Source organism: Paenibacillus sp. UNC496MF (assembly GCF_900113915.1).
In the GTDB taxonomy this organism is placed as follows: Bacteria; Bacillota; Bacilli; order Paenibacillales; family Paenibacillaceae; genus Paenibacillus_Z; species Paenibacillus_Z artemisiicola.
The window spans coordinates 15,437-33,349 of the sequence record NZ_FORE01000023.1; the positions used below are offsets into that span (position 1 = coordinate 15,437).

The following is a 17,913-nucleotide window of genomic DNA, read 5'->3' on the forward strand; positions in this document are numbered from 1 at the left end:
GCGGCGTTGCTACTGCGTTACTTCACTTGCAGCATGCGTTCGAGCGACAACCGCGCTTTCGCGGCAACGTCTTCCGGCACGTAGATTTGCGGTTGCATCGTTTCCAGGCTCTTCACGAGCTTCTTCAGGTTGTTGACCTTCATGTTCGGGCAGACCAGGTACTTCGTCGCGAAGTGGAACGTCTTGTCCGGGCTGTCGAGGCGAAGCTGGTAGCCGGTGCCGTCCTCCGTGCCGACAATGAATTCCTGGCAATCGGATTCCTTGCAGTGCTTGATGATGGCGGTCGTGCTGCCGACGAAATCGCCCAGCGCGACGACTTCCGGACGGCATTCGGGATGCACGACGAACTGCGCGTTCGGGTGTTTCGCTTTCATTTCCTCGACGTCTTTCACGGTCAGCATGTCGTGCGTGTTGCAGTAGCCTTCCCAGATGATCATCTTCTTGTCGGTCTTCTGCTGTACGTAATGGCCGAGGTTCTTGTCCGGCACCCAAATGATCTCGTCCGCATCGACCGAATTGACCACGCGCACGGCGTTCGCCGACGTACAGCAAATGTCGGTCTCCGCTTTAATTTCAGCCGAGGAATTGATGTACGTCACGACCTTCGCGTTCGGATGCTGCGCCTTCAGCTTGCGCAAGCCGTCGACGTTGACCATGTCGGCCATCGGGCAGCCGGCGCGCTCGTCGGGAATGATGACCGTTTTGTTCGGCGCCAAAATTTTAGCGCTTTCGCCCATGAAGTGAACGCCGCAAAATACGATGACGTCGGCATCGGTCTCTGCCGCCTTCTGGGCAAGCAGGAAGGAATCGCCGCGGAAATCGGCGACCTCCTGAATTTCGTCGCGCTGGTAATAATGGGCAAGAATAATGGCGTTTCGTTCCTTCTTCAGCTGCATCAGCCGTTCCCGCAGTTCGCGATTTTGCTCCGCTTTGCGCTCGAGCGCTAGTGCTTCCATGGCGTTTCCCCTCTTTTCCCTGACTTTGTGAACAGATGCACAAACTCTGCCAAAATAAACGGGCGAACCTGCCCCATGCCTGTTTGTGCCGCTTTATATCGAGAGCGCGAATCTGAACAAGAACGGCCCTCAAGCCGGCTCTCGCCAAACCCATGACTCGCAGTCGGCAATATCAGTAATTAACATTAAATTTACACACGTTCCGGTATGCTGTCAACACACAAAAGCGGGCATTTTCCCCATTGTCGGACGGTAGGCGCGCCGGAACGGGACCCGCGTCCCGCAGGCTTGGTTCTGCTTGGAATCCGGCCGGACGGCGGCATTCGCGCACAAAAAAAACCGCCCTTTGCAGACAGGTCTGCAAAGGGCGGTCGGACGCCGATTAAATACTGGTTACGATTGTTGCGGGCCGCTTCCGTTCCCGTTCCCGTCGTCGTTGCCGCTGTCCGGATCGACCGGAGGCGTGACGATATCGCCGGCTTCTTTGGATTGGATGCGTACTTTCACGCCGCCGATCGTGTCGACGATCGGGTCGCCTTTCGGCTCCTCGGTCGTAACCGGGCCGCCGGTGTCTCCCGCGATCGAACCGCTCTCGATCAGGCGTTTGATCTGCTCGAGCTCCAGCGTTTCTTCGCTGAGCAAGGTTTGCGCGATCAAATGCACTTCCTTGCTCTTCTCGGTGAGCAGCTGCTTTGCTCGGGCGTAGCACGCTTGGATGATCGATTGCATCTCTTGGTCGATCTCGTACGCAATCGCATCGGAGTAGTTCTGCTCGTGTCCGATGTCGCGACCCAGGAACACCTGGCCCTGCGAGCTGCCGAACTGCATCGGGCCGAGCTTGTCGCTCATGCCGTATTCCATGATCATGGAACGGACGATGCCGGTCGCTTGCTTGAAGTCGCTGTAGGCGCCGGTGCCGATCTCGCCGATGAAGATCTCTTCGGCGACGCGGCCGCCGAGCAAGCCGGTGACTTTATCGAGCAATTCCTGCTTGGTCGTCAGCATGCGGTCGCCGTCTTTCGGAAGCATGATGACGTAGCCGCCTGCGCGTCCGCGCGGGATGATGGTGACTTTATGCACTTGGTCGGCGTGCTCCAGGAAGTAACCGACGATCGTATGGCCCGCTTCGTGATAGGCGACGATCCGTTTCTCCCGGTCGCTGATGATCCGGCTGCGTTTCTCCGTGCCCACGATGACGCGGTCGATGGCTTCGTCGACCTCGATCATGCCGATGTCTTTCTTGTTGCGGCGGGCTGCCAGGAGCGCCGCTTCGTTAAGCAGGTTCTCCAGATCCGCGCCCGTAAAGCCGGTCGTGCGCTTGGCGATGACGTCGAGCTTCACGTCGCGGGTCAGCGGCTTGTTGCGCGCGTGGACTTTCAGGACCGCTTCGCGGCCTTTGACGTCCGGACGGTCGACCGTGATTTGGCGGTCGAAACGGCCTGGACGCAGCAATGCCGGGTCGAGAATGTCCGGACGGTTCGTCGCCGCGACGATGATGATGCCTTCGTTCGCGCCGAAGCCGTCCATTTCGACGAGGAGCTGGTTGAGCGTTTGCTCGCGCTCGTCGTGTCCGCCGCCGAGGCCGGCGCCGCGCTGGCGGCCGACGGCGTCGATCTCGTCGATGAAGATGATGCATGGCGCGTTCTTCTTCGCGTTCTCGAACAGGTCGCGGACGCGGGATGCGCCGACGCCGACGAACATTTCCACGAAGTCGGAACCGGAGATGCTGAAGAACGGCACGCCCGCTTCGCCCGCGACGGCGCGCGCGAGGAGCGTTTTACCGGTACCCGGAGGTCCGACGAGGAGCACCCCTTTCGGGATGCGCGCGCCGACGGCCGCGAACTTGCGGGGATCCTTCAGGAACTCGACCACTTCGACGAGCTCCTGCTTCTCTTCGTCTGCGCCCGCCACGTCCTCGAACGTGACGCGTTTCTTCTCTTCGTTATATAGCCGGGCGCGGCTCTTGCCGAAATTCATGACTTTGCCGCCGCCGCCCTGGGCTTGGTTAATGAGGAAGAAGAACAGGATGAAAATAATCACGAACGGGATGATCGACGTCAGGAAGGTCAGCCAGATGCTTTGGCCTTCCATCGGCTTGCTCTTCATCTCGAACCCGTTCTTGACTTGGGCGTCGTACACTTCCTTCACGACGAATTCCTCGACGTTGGAGTGGGTGTAGAACTGGTTGGAGTCAGCGCCCTCCGGCTTCTTCTTGTACTCCCCCGTAATCAAGTACGAATACCCGTCGAATTGGTACTGCAGTTCAGCGATGTTGTTGCTTTGCAATTCCTGCCTGAACTGGTCGTAGCGAATCTCCGTGCTGGAGTCGTTTTGGCTGCTGATAAATTGGAAGATCCCGACGGTCACCAAAAAAATAATCAAATAAAAGCCAGTGTTGCGGATGATCCGATTCATCCCCTACCTCCTCTCAAGACGCAAAAACTAAGTGGACCCTGCACGAGAAGCCCCCGGCGGGCGGGAGCCGTCTGACAAGGCGGATTGCATCCTTGTGTGGTTCTGTTACTTTTCGTAAACCTCTGGCTTCAAGATGCCGATGATCGGCAGGTTGCGGTACTGCTCCGCGTAATCGAGCCCGTATCCGACGACGAACGCGTCCGGCAGCACGAACCCTTTATAGTCCGCTTCCAGCTCCACCTTGCGGCCCGCCGGCTTGTCGAACAGCGTCACCAGCGTGATGGATTTGGCGTTGCGGCGCTCAAGCACGTCGATGAGGTAGCTGAGCGTCAGCCCGCTGTCGATGATGTCTTCGACAATGAGGACGTCGCGGCCCTGCACCGAAGCGTCAAGGTCCTTGATGATCCTGACGACGCCGCTCGTCTTGGTCGATTGACCGTAGCTGGACACCGCCATAAAGTCGATCTCGAGCGGAATGGTAATGGTTTTGACCAAATCCGCCATAAAAATAAACGCGCCCTTGAGCACGCAGATGACAAGGGGATTGCGTCCTTCGAACTCGCGGCTGATGGTTTCGCCAAGCTCCTGTACCTTCTGCTGAATTTGGTCTGCGTCGTAAAGCACTTCTTGAATGTCGTTCAGCAACACGGGCCCTCCTAATGTTTCTTGCCTATACTATGAATGGTTCCGCGCATCTTATTCGGACAATTCGTCAATCGGTAAAATCCGACGCAAATCGCGCTTTCATGCGCAGGACGCGCGTCGTCGTAGCCGCGACCAACGCCGAAGCCGATCTGCGGATGCCCGGAATCCATAGCACCAGTCCATTGGCGTCCACGACGATCGGGAGCACTTCGCGGCGCGAGGGAGCCACGCGATCGTCAACGAACATATCTTGTACTTTTTTGGTGCCGTTTAAACCAAGCACCGCCATACGGTCGCCGGGCCGCCGGTTTCGTACCGTGAGCGGGTAGCGGATCGCGTCCGCGTCGAACAGCGCTTCCCGCCGGTTTCCCGGCCGGCGCGCGCCTGCCGCAGCCGTCTCCTCGAACGACAAAATCGCTTCCGCTTCGGGCAGGCTGAGGGACGTCGTCCCTTCCGCCACAGCGTAAGCGTATCCGCCCGGAGCGACGGGTTCCCGTCCCACATCCGAGGCGCGGATGAAGCGCAAATTGTCGTACTCGCGCACGAACCGGATGCCGCCGCCTGCATCGTAGCTCCACGTCGTGGCCGCGCCCTCGGAGGCCGCAAGCCGTATCGTTTCAACGCTTTCGAACGAAGAGGGTTCCGTTTCCAAGCCAATATAACTCAATATTAGTTTAATCAATCTCCTTTGTAAAGCGACGTGCAAACCGAGCAGCGCTTTGCGGTTCAATTGGCATCCTTCGCGGTGAGGCAGGACCAGGCGATCGTAAACCGCCTTCGTTTCGAGCGCCAGCCAATCGTCCTCGGCCGAAGCCAGCTCCGCCAATCGCACCAGCGACTGCGGCAGCTGCGGGTTGTACGCCGACAGATACGGCAGGATATCGAGCCGGACGGCATTGCGGAAATAGTGCCGCTGCCCGTTGCTGCTGTCATAGCTGTACGGGATGGCCCACGATTCACAGTAGCGCAGGATGTCTGCCTTGTATTTACGCAAAAGCGGCCGAATAAGTTCCACGTTTTTTTCGAAACGCGAAACGGGAATGCCGGCGAGCCCCGAGAGCCCGGTTCCGCGCAAAATCCGCATGAGTACCGTCTCCGCCTGGTCGTCGGCGTGGTGGGCGAGCGCGATGCGCGACGCCCCGTATGTATGGGCGACGCCGAGCAGGAATTCGTACCGCTTCCCGCGGGACGCCGCTTGGCCGTTCATGCCCGTTGCTTCAATATAAGCAGGCATGTCGATATAGGCAGATTCGCACGGAACGCCGAGCGACGCGGCGAACCGGCGGACCGACTCCGCCTCCTTCGCGGACTCCTCGCCGCGAAAGCCATGGTCGACGTGGGCCGCCACGAGCGTCAGGGACTCCGGCCCGGACAGCCGGTGCAGCGCGTGCAGCAGCGCCATGGAATCCGGTCCCCCGGAGACGGCGACGACCACCGCGTCGCCCGGCGCCCAAAGCCTTTCCGCCTTGGCATACTCCGACAGCTCCTTCAGCCATTCTTCCACGCCGCGTCCCCCTTCCTTGCCGATCTGCTAGATTCTCTAATGTCCGATGGACGCGACGACTACAAGCCCGAACGAAGCAGCCAATAAACCGTCGTGGCGAGGAGCGCCGCCGACAGCGCGAAGAGCCCCTTCATCCAGCGCGGCGCCGGGGCCGCGGCGCGGCTCCGCGTCCGCCGGGGCCCGTGCATCCACTGCTGCCAGGCGGAGGCCGCCTCGCGCGCGCTGCGGAATTCGCCGTAAAACACCTTGCGCAGCCATCCGCTCAGCGGCTTCAACTGCGGGCTCGACGCCGCGAGCCGGGCGAGCTCCTCCTGCGTCCGGTTCTGCGGCAGCAGCCCCGCGGACAGCTGCGACAGCCGGCGCCCCTCGTGCAGCTGCACGCAAAGCACGGCGAACGAGAACAGGTCGTAGCCCGCATCCGCCGTGCGCGATCCCGCGTTCCAATAGCCGCGGTCGTAGATCTCGGTAAATTGCCGCACGCCTTTGCCGAACGCCGTGGCGCCGCCGTAATCGACCAGCTCGGGCCGCCCGTAGTCCTCGACGATGACGTTCTCGAGCTTCAAATCGCCGAATGCCCAGCCGGCCTCGTGCAGCTCGGCCAGCTTGCCGAGCAGATGGAAGCCGACGACCGGGAGCCATTCTTTGCCCTGCCGCTCCAGGTAATCCCCGAGCGTCAAGCCCTTGATGTAGCGCATGACGTAGAATGGATAGTCCTTCCCGTCGGCGGCCTGGAAGTCGTCCACGTCGAAGAGGAAGGCGCCGGCCTTGGTCCCCTGCCTGCGCTTCTGCCCCGCGATCGCCTGCAGCACGTTCACCTCGGACTGCAGGTCGACGGCGTCGGCGCCGATCTTGAGCGCGTACAGCTGCCGGTGCCGCTCGACGAGAAACACTTTGCCGTTCGCGCCTTCGCCGAGCGGCCGCTCGACCCGGTACGTCCCCTGCTTCCACTTGCCCCGGATCGGCGTGCCGCGCGGGAGGCTCCATTCAAACGACGTAGTCACTCATCATCCCGTCCGTTTCATCATTCTTCCTATTACCATAATCGGCTTTCTGGTAAAAATCAATGACATGCAGGATCGCCGGCCCCGTCGGCGTCGTGCCGCGCATCTGCAGCCGCGGGAAAATCGCGTTCACGCCGCCGATGTCCGTCGTCCAATCCAGGTCCATCCTGCAGTCCTCGCCATAGGCCGAGCCCGGAAAATGGAACACCGACAGCTCGCTGCCGCCCTGGCGCGAACGCAGGCTGAGCGCCAGGTCGCGGATCGCTTCCTCGACCGCGTGCAGCTTCGGCTTCATGCTCGCGCTGGCGTCGATCAGCAGCGCCACCTGCAGGCGGCTCGTCTCGCTCAGCTCGTCGATGACGCGCACGACTTCGCCGCGCTTCTCCGGCGGGAGCTCCTCGATGGACGACGTGCCGAGCACCTGCTTCAGCTCGCGGTGCACGGCGTGCTGGATCGTCTGGACGACCGTCTTGCGCGTCAGCATCTGCACCGTCTGGGACAGCTGGCGCGTATGGGAAAGCCGGCTGAGTCCGCCGCCGGCCCGGGCGATCTCTTCGATCTCCGTCGTGCCGAATTCGACGAGCTCGCCTTGGTCGACGATGCCGACGACGTTGACCGTGATGCCGACGGCATGCGCCTGCGCGGCCGCTACGACCGGACTGACGCCGACATTGGAGCATCCGTCCGTCACTAACAGAATCTGCCTCATTGTACATTCCCCCAAATGCTCGTGATTAAAACGCCGGTCCGATAGAGCCGGCTAGTACTCGTTCTATCAGCATTGCCAGAAATAGAAGAGACTAACCCCCGGAGCGGCAAAGCCCGAAGAAGCCTGCCGCAGGCCCGGCAGGCTTCGCGCGCTTTCTATTTAAATGAGGAAACGCATAGAGGGAACGTGACAACAAAGGCGAAATTCAGGGCGCTTGACGGGCGGCCCTCTCTCTTCATCGCCTCCGCGGCATCACTGGTCTCGCAGGATGGCCGGCGCGCGCGCCGGCAGCTGGTCGGCAGGCGTTCGCTTCCGGTGCCGGGCGACGAACATTCGCTTCTTCCGGCCCGGGCCGGAAGCGCGTTTGAACGGCTGCAGGCCCCCCGCCTGCTTTCGCGCGGCCCGCGCGTCCGGCGGCTTCGCCTCCGGCGCGTCCGCCGGCGGGCGCCCGGCCGCGATCGGCGCCGGCGGGCGCTCCCGGCCGGCCGCTGAAGGGCCGCGCGCGTTCGCCGCCAGCGCGAGCCGCGGCTTGTCCGCCGCCGCGATGCGCAGCGTCGGCGCCTCCGCGTCCGCCGGCGCGCGCAGCCGCGTCACGCCCCGCTGCGGCCGGTCCGCCGCCGCCCGCTGCCGCGCCTCTGCCCGCTGCCGCGCCTCCGCCTCGCGCCGGCGCTCTTCCGCGACCGCCGCGCGCTGCTGCTCGTCCCTTAAGCGTATCCGCTCCGCTTCCGCCGCTTGCAACGGAACGAGCATCATGAGCGGCTGGCCGCCCAGCTTGCGCCGCCGCTCCGCGAGCAGCCGCTGGCGCAAGCTGCTCCGCGTCGCCCGGATCCCGCGGCCCTCCGCCGCTTTGCTTTCGCCGGGCCTCGTCTTGGCTTGCTCCTCCGCCGTCACGCCGCTCCGCTTGCCTTCGCCCTCCGCCGCCATGCCGCTTCTATTCAAGAATGCTTCGCGCATCCATGTCGTCATCTTCTTCATCGCCATTTCAGCTCACCGTCCTTGGACGCTCGACCTTGGTCATGCCAGGCCAGCGGAATGTCGCCCACTCGGGCTGATGCTTGTCCACTCTCGCGACGACGACCGTCATGTCGTCGACAATGTCTCCCTTGTGGTACCGTACGACCGTATCGAGAAGCGCGTCGGCGATCTCCTGCGGGTGGTTCGTCTTAATCTCCTGGATCACCCGCTTCATCCACATTTCCTTGTTCACGGCATGCCCCGGGGCGTCGTAGATGCCGTCCGTCATCATGATGAGCGTATCCCCCGGCTGCAGCTGCACGCGAATCAAATCTATGTCAATGTCCTGCAAAATCCCTACCGGCAAATTGTTGGCCGAGATCGGAATCACTTCGTTCCCGCGCTTGATGAAGCTGGGCGTTGATCCGATTTTCATAAACGTCGTCTTGGCCGAATACATGTCGATCAACGCCACGTCGACCGTCGCAAATATCTCGTCCGAGGACCGAAGCAGCAAGACCGAATTCACGGACTTGATCGCCAGCTTCTCGTCCATGCCGGACTGCAGCAGCTGCTGCAAAATCGTGAGCGCCGTGCTGCTCTCCTGCTTCGCGCGCTCCCCGTTGCCCATGCCGTCGCTGATCGCCACGGCGAACTTGCCGTTGCCCAGCTCGACCGTGCTGAAGCTGTCTCCCGACAGCAAATCCCCGCCTTTCGCGAGGCCGGCCACGCCGGTCTCCACCTCGAACGCCTTCGCCGTGCCGAACGTCACCAGCGCGGCGCCGCCCTCCTTCTCCGGCAGCTTCTCCGACATGACGGCGATCGGCTCGCCGATGATGTCGGACAGCAGCGGCGCGATGATTTTGCGGCACTCGTCGTAGCCTTGCCCGAAGGTGTGGTACACCTCGATCTCGACGTTCCCCTCCTCCAAATTGATGACTTCGATGCCCTGTATCGATAAACCGAGCCCTTCCAGCGCTTCTCGGATCTGTTCTTCCTGCAAATGGAGCTGCTGCCCCTCCCGTTGAATTTCCCTCGCCAGGTCCTCCATGACCTGCGAGACGCCGGACAGCTGCTCCGCCACGAGCAGGCGCGATTCGCTCAGCTGCTTCCGCCATTTGAGATCATGCTGATAAAGTTCATACTGCTGCTGCATCACCGACAGCACCTGCTGCGGCTTGACGCAGTGCACGCTCCACTCCTTCGGCACCTCCTTCGGCCCGAGCCGTCGTCCTTCCTCCACCGACGTCATCATGTTCGTCATCATCCGGTACGTGTCATAAAATTTCCCCTCCCAACAAAGATCTTTGCGGTGGCACGAGCTGCATGTCCGTTCCGCGGCCGCGTTCATGAAGTGGCCGACGGTTTCTTCCCGCCTGTCCGGCTTGTCCGGCTCGTCCGCCGCGCCTCCGAACTGGCCGAAGCTGCGGGACAGCTGGCGGAACACCTCGGAGAATTGCGCAACCCGCTGCGCCGTCACGTCCCGTACGCGCTTCGCGTATTCATGCTGGGATTTGACGTGTTCGTGTGTGCCGGGCACATATTTGGAAATGATGCGAGTAATCGATTTGGGCGTGGCCATCAGCAAGGCGGCCGCGATGACGGACTCCCACGTGGACGCCATGACGTCCGACTGGTTGCCGATGTAGATGGCGAGAATGGACGAGCCCAGGAGCATCCCGAAGGCGACGGCCATCTTGCCCCCTTCGCGAAGCAGCCCGGCCAGCAAGCCGGCGAAGGCGAGCAGGCTCATCTGCACGATCGCGTTGGCGTCGGCGAGACTCAGGATGAGCCCGGCCACGACGCCGACGGACGCGCCGAGCGGGGCACCGCCGACCAAGGCGAAGAGCAGCAGCATGTAGCGCGACATGATGTGTTCCAAGGATAAGCCTTCCACGGTCCAACCGACGGCTCCCGTCATGATGGAGGCCAACATGATCATGAGGCAGATGATTTCTTCGTTCTTGAGCGCCGACGTCTTCTTCGTGAACGTCAGCACCGGAATAGCCTGGACGAACACGAGCGTCAGGACGAAGCCGAGCGAGGCTTCCACCCCGACCATCATCAGCTCGTACCAGCCGAGCGTGCTCTCGATGACGACGCCGAACAGCCGCACGAGCAAGGTCGCGACGAACACGAGCAGCGGCGCGTAGGAGAGCTCCGCCCTCTCGTACGCCTCCAGCCCGCGGAGCAGCAGGTACATGACCGCCAGCTCCATCGCGATCCACATCGGGTCCGGGGCGACGGCGAACCAGCTGCCGGCGACGATCGCCGCCGCGACCGGCAGGGACAGGTCCCTCCGCAGGAAGTAAATGACCGTGAAGTATGCGACCGCGAACGGGGTGAGCGATTCCAGGATGACGGCTCGTCCGAGCAAGAAGCCGACGGCCATGAGGATGAACGTCCACTTGCGCGAAGTAAGCATGCCTGCGAGCCGAAGGACGCCGGTGCGGGCCAATCCTTTATGGAGAGCCGATTGGATGAAGCTGGTCTTGCGCACGCCGGGGAACATGACGACCTTGGGTTTGACTGCCATGGAGAGAAGCACCACCCTTTTCCAAAATAGTGTATCGCCATTATAGAATCGGCCAAACGAGAAAGTTTGTCAGATAGCGTTGTCAACGCCGAAGTTTTTTCCGACATTTCCGCCTGCCGTGGGCGGCGGCTTTGTCGCCGCGGCGCAACCCTGCGTCTCTGCTGGGATTGGACCGTGGGCGGGACGCTTCGGGGACCCTTCGGAATGGCCCGGCGCGGGCGTCGCGTTTACGATTTCAACAAATTGCGTGGCCGGTTTCCGCGCGACCGGCGTCCATTCGCCGTCCGAACCTGTCGGGATTCCGTGAGAAGGCGGGAAAACTTTTTTGCGTGGGCGGGTATATTTATGTAGCGGCCTGCATATCCGCGTCCTTAAGGGGGAAGAAAACGCAAAAAAGGCAGTGCCCGGAGGGCGCTGCCTAAAAATGCTATGGGATTAAACGCGCTTGGCCCCGCGGCCGCCGCGTTTGGATTCCGTGTTCTTCTTCAGGGAGGACATGCGTTCTTCGCTGTCTTTCAGGAAGCGCGACATTTTATCCTCGAAAGAAGGCTTGCCGTAAGAGGGCTTGCCGCCGCCGGCTTTGTTGAACGGACGTCCGCCGCCTCCGCCGCCACCTGGGCGATTGAAGCCGCCTCCTCCGCCTCCGCCACCTGGACGATTGAAGCCTCCGCCTCCGCCGCCTCCGCCTGGTCGATTGAAGCCGCCTGGGCGATCTCCGGTGCGCTCACGCTGAGGAGGTACGGAACCTTCTGGCCGGTCGATTGCTTGTTTGATGGAAAGTCCGATTTTCCCGTCTTTGTCAACGTTAATGACCTTCACCGTCACGATGTCTTCCAGCTTCAGATGGTCCTTAACGTCCTTGACGTAGTTATCGGCAATCTCTGAGATGTGAACTAGCCCTGTGACACCTCCCGACAAATCGACGAATGCCCCGAAATGCGTAATGCCTGTCACCTTGCCTTCTAACTTGGCGCCCACTTCAATTGCCATAGGTAAAAATGTTCCTCCCTAACCGTTATAAGAAGCATCCGCTTCGAGATCCGCAGCCGAAACCCGCGGGTAAATAATGAGGTAAGCCGAAAAATGCGGTTACTTAAGCTGATTATACCCGAACGGTGGGTGCAAGGCAACAGACGGAAGCCCGTTTTGCCGCCCGGTTACGGCTTCGGGACGACGTCGATCTGTTTCTCGCCCTTCTTGACCATGCCGAATTCCTGCGTGGCTTTGAGCCCGATATATTCCGGATCGTTGAGCCGCTTGAGCTCGAGCTTGAGGTCCTCGGTCTGCTTGGTCGCCTCGTCGATCTTCTGCTTCGCGGCGGCCAGCTTATCCTCGGCCTGCCCCTGACGGCCCATCTGCGTAATGCCCGTATAAAGCGCCCAGCCCATGAAAAGCACGACGAAAAATAGCCATAGCTTCAATCTGCGTTTCGTTCCGGCGCGATTCGGGGCCGAATTGGAGCTTGCCGTTGCCATTCATGGACCTCCCGACGTTAGTGGAATCAGTCATCGTTCTTCTTCGTATCCTTGCGGTTCTTCCAGCGCTGCCAGAGCCCTTGCGCGGCGCTCTTGCCCTGCCGGAACCTCTCCGGGATCCGCCACGTCGCGATAAGGGGATTTACCCGGTTCCCCCACCAGCGAAACAACGGCTTCCAGACCGGTTTGGTCATCCAAGCACTCAGAAGCCAGAACGGACGACCCAATTGTACCACAATTTTAAAGAGGAACATAGTAAGCGCCAGGAAAAACGCCAGCAGCAGCTTGGCCAGCCGGAACAGCAGCACGAGCGGCTTGACGATGAGCAATTGGAAACACCTGACCGCGAAGCGCGTCACGGCGCGTACGGTCTCGATCAGCAGCTTCACCAGCCGGACGGTGAGTTTGCTGAACAGCCAATGGTAGCAGCCGATGCCGAGCAGCAGCCCCAGGAACACGTAGAACCGGACTTCCCCGTGATTGCTCGACGACAGCACCTGAAATACCGTGAGCGTGGCGGCGATCCAGTAAAGCAGGTCGAAGACCGGCACCCAGATGCGGCTGATCCGCAGCTCGTCCGACACGACGCGGTAACCATCGAAAACGATGCCCATCCCGATCCCAGAGAGCAGCATCGTCATCATGGTCCACCATTGCACGCTGAGGCTGACGCTCACTTGAAGATCTTCCCGAACAGGCCCTTGGACTTCGCGGCCGTATTGCCGTCCAGGTACGTAAGCGAATGGACAAGCCCTTCGATGGCGACGAGTCCCTGCTCTAGGCTCAAATGCTTCATATGCAGATTTTGGCCGCGAATCGCCAGGAAGCCGAGCTCGGTCTCCAACAGAAATTCTTCCACGTCGAAGCTTTCCACGTTCATGACGCCGGTAATCTCAAGGATCTTGCGGTTAAGCATTTTGATTTCCTGGCGCTTCTGCGTCTTGCCGCCCTGCTCTATCATTGCCCCGTCCCCCTCCTACGAGCGTACTGGTAACTGAGACTAGCCTATGAGAGGGAGAACGGCTTTAGAACCGGTCCGCCGGGGACGTTGTGGCGCGCGAGGGGACAATGGTACGATGGGAGCGAAGCGGCTTCGCGGCTTACCAGGGAAGCAAAACGACGATACTCGCGCCGGACGAGCGGCATGCCGGGCGCATCAAGGAGCGGATGAACGATGACGAAATTGATCGTGGCGGACGATTACAAGGCCATGAGCGAGGAAGCGGCGAATTGGCTGGCGGCGATCGTGGCGGACCGGCCCGGCGCGGCGATGGTGCTGGCCATGGGCAATACCCCGATGGGCATGTACGAGGCGCTGGCGGCGAGGCGGGCCGCCGGGGACGTCGATTTCTCCGCCGTCCGCGCGTTCCAGCTGGACGGCTATCTCGGCCTCGCGAACGACGACCCGCGTTCGCTCGAGGGCTGGCTGCGCCGGTCCGTGGCGGAGCCGTGGAAGCTGCGCGAGGAACAGCTCGTGCTGCTGGACGAGAACACGGACGATCCGGCGGCGACCGCGCGCGAATACGACCGCCGGGTACGCGAGGCCGGCGGCTTCGACGCGGCGGTGCTCGGCCTCGGGCCGAACGGGCATCTCGGCTTCAACGAGCCGCCCTCCCGCCCCGACTCGCCGACGCGCGCCGTCGCGCTGACGGAGAAGAGCTTGCAAAGCAACGCCGCGTACTGGGGCGGCCTCGACCGCGTGCCCCGCGAAAGCATCACGGCGGGGATGGACGTGCTGCTCGGCGCGCGGAAGGTGCTGCTGCTGGCGTCCGGCGCGGGCAAGCGCGAGATCCTGAAGCGGACGCTGGAGGGCGCCGTCGACGAAGGCGTGCCGTCGAGCTTCCTGCAGACGCACGCGGACGTCACGATCATCGCGGACCGGGCGGCCTGGCCGGAAGGCGGGTAGGAGAGGCCGCGGCGAAGGTACGCGGAAGCATGGAGGACCGCGCGGGTCGCGCGGGCGGCCGCGGCGCGTCGTGCCTGTGCCTTCGGGCAGCCGCAGCAATAAAAGAAGACGGCCGCGCCGGATCGGGATCCGGGCGGCCGTCTTCTTTTATTGCTGCCAGTCGAGCTTCTCTTCGGGCTGGCGCGATTCTTCCTTCAACAAAGTATACATGCCGCTCGCCTCGTCCTTCTTGGTCGTTTCCGCGATCCGCTCGACGCGGACGGTCACGATCTTCTGGCCGTATTGGATCTTGAGCTCGTCGCCGGCTTTGACGTCGCTGCTCGCTTTGGCTTCGCGGCCGTTGATCCAGACGCGCCCTTGGTCGGACACGTCCTTCGCGACGGTGCGCCGCTTGATCAGACGGGATACTTTGAGGAATTTGTCCAGACGCATGCTTACTTGATGGCGTCTTTCAGTTTGTTGCCGGCTTTGAACGCTGGGACTTTCGATTCCGCGATCGTGATCGGGCTGCCGGTTTGCGGGTTGCGGCCCGTGCGGCCGGAGCGCTTGCGCGTCTCGAACGTGCCGAAGCCGATCAGCTGCACTTTATCTCCGCCTGCCAGCGCGTCCGTGACTTCGCCGAGAAAGCCGTTCAGTACCGATTCCACGTCGCGCTTCGTCAAGCCGCTCTTCGCTGCAATGTTGTTGATCAAATCCGTTTTGTTCATCGTAAAATCCTCCTAATAATTCAATTATGGTTGTAGGCGGATTAGCCGCCGATAGCCTCATTTCCTCAAATCGTACTATTCTGCCCGTTAGCAAAAAAATCCTGCCTGACCCGAAAAATATTTTGTGTTTTATGAGGAAATTAGCCGAAATTTGACGAATCCGCCTTGAAGATTACGGAAGCTTTTTCGCTTCCTCCCAATAACGGTCCATCTCTAGTAAATCAGTTTGGTCAAAGGATCGCCCGCTTATACGAAGCTGCTCCTCAATATATGAAAATCGTTTCTTGAATTTGCGGTTGGTCCGCGAGAGTGCTTCCTCCGGGTCGGCGCCGATGAACCGCGCGGCATTGACCGTCGCGAACAGCAGGTCCCCGAGTTCGCCGGCCTGCTCCTCCTTGTCCTTGGACGCGATCGCTTCCCGCAGCTCGCCGAGCTCCTCCTGGATCTTGTCCAGCACCGGGCCGATCTCGTCCCAATCGAAGCCGACCTTGGCCGCTTTCTTCTGAAGCTTATAAGCTTTCATCAGCGCGGGCAGCTCCGGCGGAATGCCGTCCAGCTGCGAGGCGGCGGCGGGGTCGATGCCCTTGCGGCGCTTCTCCTCGGCCTTCATCTGCTCCCAGTTCTTCAGCGCCTCCTGCGCGTCGCCCGCGGACGAATCGCCGAATACGTGCGGGTGGCGGAACAGCAGCTTCTCGTTCAGCGTCTGGATGACGTCGTAAACCGTGAACGTTCCCGTCTCCTCCTCCATCTGGCTGTGGAGCATGACCTGGAGGATGACGTCGCCGAATTCCTCGCGCATGCCGTCGGGATCGTCGTTGTCGAGCGCCTCGATCGCCTCGTAGGTTTCTTCGATGAAGTTTTTGCGAATGGACTGGTGCGTCTGCTCCTTGTCCCACGGGCAGCCTTCGGCGCTGCGGAGAATGCCGACGATTTCGTGCAGCCGCTCGAAGGAGCGGTTGCGCAGACGATCGTCCTCCGAGCGCGGCAGCCAGATCAGCGAAAGGTTGCCGAAGCCCGGCGTCCGGTCCAGCTCGTACAGCGGCACGCTGACGATTCGCTCCTCGCCGGCGACGCCCAGCGCGTGGCCGATCGTCACGGGATAATCGTCCGGCAGCGTCTCCATGAGCGTCAGCTTCACGTCGGATGCCGTAAATTCGTCATAGACTTGGCCGATGACGGTGTGCAGCTCCGGACGGATCAGGGACGGCTTCAGTTCGGCGGCGTCGAGCAGCTGGAAGCCTTCGATCGGATCGAAGCCGAGCCGCGTGAACGCCTGGTCGAGGAAGCTCTCGCCGCCGAGCACGGCCAGCGCGACGCCCGCTTCCGGGCAGCGCTCGCGCAGCAGCTGCACCGTGCGCTCGGCGACCATGGGGTGGCCGGGCACCGCGTAAAGCAGCGATCCCTTCTCGAGGGAGAGCCGAATGAGCTCGCTCGCGATCGCGTCGTAGACGTCCGGGAACGAATCCAGCCGTTCGTACAGCGAATCGAAGGATTCGTAAGCCAGCCCGTGCTCGCGGAACAGCCCCATCATCGGGTGCTTCTCCGTCCGGACATAGCGGCTAGGCGCCTCTTGTAGCCGGCGCCAGACGCCGAGCGTCAGCTGGTCGGCGTCGCCGGAGCCGAGTCCGACGACGGTAATGGTCGGTTGCATCGTTTCGATTTCCTCCTGGTCGGGGCAAAATGATCTCGCGTAAATCGCGCTATGGCTAAGTGTATCACTTTGGCGGGAACGATCCAAATTCCCGACAAGTCCGCCGCGGCGGCGCGGGCGGGCGGCGAAGGCCGCAAGCGCGGCGCGCCTGAAAAGACCGCCCCTGACAGGGGCGGTCTTGATCGTCAAGCGGGCGAATCGGAGCTGACTACGGCTTGGCCAGAAACTCGGTTGTAAACGCTTTGGTCACGTCCTGCTTCGCCTTCAGGCCGCCGATCGTCATCAGCTGCTCCTGCAGCTCGTTCCACCGGTCGACGGTCATCGTGCCGATGCCGTTCGCCTTCGCCTCGTCCGTCAGGATGAATTCCTTTTGGTGCTCCGCCTCGTAATCCATCGCGTCCAGCGTCGCCTCCTGGTTATACGTCTTGATGAACGGATTGACGGTCTTGTAGTTCTCGAGGTAGTAGCTCCAGCCCTTCTGGCTCGCCCCGACGACGGCTTTCACGACGTCCGGATGCTTCGCGAGGTAATCCTCGGTCGTGAACAGCACGTCGGCGTAGTTGGCATACCCGGAATCGGCGATCTTCAGCAGCGACACGTCGACGCCCTGCTGGCCGAGCGCGTACGGCTCGTTCGTGATGTAACCCTGATTGAGCGATTTCTTATCCTTGATGAAATTGACGAGCTGGCCCGTGTACGCCATCGGCTTCGCGTTCGTCAGATTGAACTTGTGCTTGATGTATTCCCAATAGAGCGTCCCCGGCGTGACGTAGACCGTCCGGTCGCCGATGTCGGCGAAGCCGTCGATCTTGTCGTCGGCATGGTGGATCAGCACCTGCGGAGAATATTGGAATCCGGCCAGCACGCCGACGACCGGAATGCCCTGCTGCCGCGCGAGCAGGATGTCGTCGGCATAGGAAATGCCGAAGTCCGCCTTACCCGAGGCGACCAGCGTCATCGCCGATATTTGCGGTCCGCCGGGCGTGATCGTCATGTTGATGCCCGCCTCCTGATAATAATTTTGCTGCAGCGCGGCAAAATAACCGCCGTCCTCGCCCTTCGCGTACCACCCCTCGATGAGGGTGACGTTCGCCGGTACCCCGGACGCCGGCTTGCCGGCCGCGGCCGGCTCGTTCGCTACCCCTGCCGCCGTCGAATCCGCGTTCGTTGTCGTAGCCGAATCCGCCACGGCGCTGCTTTGCGTATTGCCTTGCCCTTCGCCCGAGTTCGCGGTCGCGTCGGCGCCGGTATTTCCGTTTCCGTTCGACCCGCAGCCCGCGACCAGCACCGCGCTCAGTACCATTGCCATCCAAACGCCTTTCGCTCGTTTTGCCATGGTTCCCCTCCCATGCCGGTCTCGGCCGGCGATATGCGACGCTCTCTGTATGTATCGTCGATCCGTTACGATCGTACCGCCGGGCGGAAGAACGTGTAAAGTTTCTTCACGTAGAATT

General features: G+C 61.5%; 16 protein-coding genes and 1 pseudogene. 1 reads left to right on the forward strand and 16 read right to left on the reverse strand.

Features of this window, described 5'->3' with window-relative positions; translation table 11 throughout:
- Positions 1-17: 17 nt before the first annotated feature.
- The 12 genes and pseudogenes from nadA to yabP form a co-directional block, all read right to left on the reverse strand.
- Positions 18-959, reverse strand: a pseudogene (nadA, locus tag BMZ79_RS31880) (quinolinate synthase NadA); the annotation flags it as partial.
- Between the two features lie 390 nt (positions 960-1,349).
- Positions 1,350-3,371 carry an ATP-dependent zinc metalloprotease FtsH gene (gene ftsH, locus BMZ79_RS31885; protein ID WP_090648833.1) on the reverse strand — a complete coding sequence of 674 codons (2,022 nt, stop codon included), beginning with the start codon at positions 3,369-3,371 and terminating at the stop codon, positions 1,350-1,352.
- A 105-nt stretch (positions 3,372-3,476) separates the two neighbouring features.
- Positions 3,477-4,016 carry a hypoxanthine phosphoribosyltransferase gene (hpt, locus tag BMZ79_RS31890; RefSeq protein WP_090648836.1) on the reverse strand — a complete coding sequence of 180 codons (540 nt, stop codon included), beginning with the start codon at positions 4,014-4,016 and terminating at the stop codon, positions 3,477-3,479.
- A 67-nt stretch (positions 4,017-4,083) separates the two neighbouring features.
- Complete coding sequence (tilS, locus tag BMZ79_RS31895) at positions 4,084-5,520, reverse strand: tRNA lysidine(34) synthetase TilS (protein ID WP_090648838.1); 1,437 nt, start codon at positions 5,518-5,520, stop codon at positions 4,084-4,086.
- 59 nt (positions 5,521-5,579) lie between these two features.
- Positions 5,580-6,521, reverse strand: coding sequence for a protein kinase domain-containing protein (locus tag BMZ79_RS31900; RefSeq protein ID WP_090648841.1), 942 nt, complete (start codon positions 6,519-6,521; stop codon positions 5,580-5,582).
- The gene (locus BMZ79_RS31905; protein WP_090648843.1) at positions 6,505-7,230 is read right to left on the reverse strand and encodes a vWA domain-containing protein; all 726 of its coding nucleotides are present in this window, start codon (positions 7,228-7,230) and stop codon (positions 6,505-6,507) included. The genes BMZ79_RS31900 and BMZ79_RS31905 overlap by 17 nt, the downstream gene beginning before the upstream one ends.
- Positions 7,231-7,482: 252 nt before the next feature.
- Positions 7,483-8,211: a hypothetical protein gene (locus tag BMZ79_RS31910; protein WP_090648845.1), complete on the reverse strand. Its 729-nt coding sequence runs from the start codon at positions 8,209-8,211 to the stop codon at positions 7,483-7,485.
- 1 nt (position 8,212) lies between these two features.
- A complete protein-coding gene (spoIIE, locus tag BMZ79_RS31915; RefSeq protein WP_090648847.1) occupies positions 8,213-10,720 on the reverse strand; it encodes a stage II sporulation protein E in 2,508 nt (835 codons plus the stop codon).
- 435 nt (positions 10,721-11,155) lie between these two features.
- Entirely contained in the window at positions 11,156-11,710 is a 555-nt protein-coding gene (locus BMZ79_RS31920; RefSeq protein ID WP_090648849.1) for a S1 domain-containing RNA-binding protein, read from the reverse strand.
- 167 nt (positions 11,711-11,877) lie between these two features.
- Complete coding sequence (locus tag BMZ79_RS31925) at positions 11,878-12,195, reverse strand: FtsB family cell division protein (protein ID WP_090648852.1); 318 nt, start codon at positions 12,193-12,195, stop codon at positions 11,878-11,880.
- A 26-nt stretch (positions 12,196-12,221) separates the two neighbouring features.
- Entirely contained in the window at positions 12,222-12,872 is a 651-nt protein-coding gene (yabQ, locus tag BMZ79_RS31930; protein WP_256253291.1) for a spore cortex biosynthesis protein YabQ, read from the reverse strand.
- Positions 12,869-13,156 carry a sporulation protein YabP gene (gene yabP / locus BMZ79_RS31935; RefSeq protein ID WP_090648855.1) on the reverse strand — a complete coding sequence of 96 codons (288 nt, stop codon included), beginning with the start codon at positions 13,154-13,156 and terminating at the stop codon, positions 12,869-12,871. The genes yabQ and yabP overlap by 4 nt, the downstream gene beginning before the upstream one ends.
- 213 nt (positions 13,157-13,369) lie before the next feature.
- Between yabP and BMZ79_RS31940 the strand changes: the two genes are divergently transcribed.
- Positions 13,370-14,101: a 6-phosphogluconolactonase gene (locus BMZ79_RS31940; protein ID WP_090648857.1), complete on the forward strand. Its 732-nt coding sequence runs from the start codon at positions 13,370-13,372 to the stop codon at positions 14,099-14,101.
- Positions 14,102-14,248: 147 nt separating this feature from the next.
- Here BMZ79_RS31940 and BMZ79_RS31945 read toward each other — a convergent pair whose 3' ends face one another.
- The 4 genes from BMZ79_RS31945 to BMZ79_RS31960 form a co-directional block, all read right to left on the reverse strand.
- The gene (locus BMZ79_RS31945; protein WP_090648860.1) at positions 14,249-14,533 is read right to left on the reverse strand and encodes an RNA-binding S4 domain-containing protein; all 285 of its coding nucleotides are present in this window, start codon (positions 14,531-14,533) and stop codon (positions 14,249-14,251) included.
- A gap of 2 nt (positions 14,534-14,535) precedes the next feature.
- Positions 14,536-14,808, reverse strand: coding sequence for an HU family DNA-binding protein (locus tag BMZ79_RS31950; protein WP_090648863.1), 273 nt, complete (start codon positions 14,806-14,808; stop codon positions 14,536-14,538).
- Positions 14,809-14,980: 172 nt separating this feature from the next.
- Positions 14,981-16,459, reverse strand: a complete 1,479-nt coding sequence (gene mazG / locus BMZ79_RS31955; protein ID WP_090648865.1) for a bifunctional methyltransferase/pyrophosphohydrolase YabN — start codon at positions 16,457-16,459, stop codon at positions 14,981-14,983.
- 208 nt (positions 16,460-16,667) lie between these two features.
- The gene (locus tag BMZ79_RS31960; protein ID WP_256253292.1) at positions 16,668-17,795 is read right to left on the reverse strand and encodes an ABC transporter substrate-binding protein; all 1,128 of its coding nucleotides are present in this window, start codon (positions 17,793-17,795) and stop codon (positions 16,668-16,670) included.
- Positions 17,796-17,913: the final 118 nt, after the last annotated feature.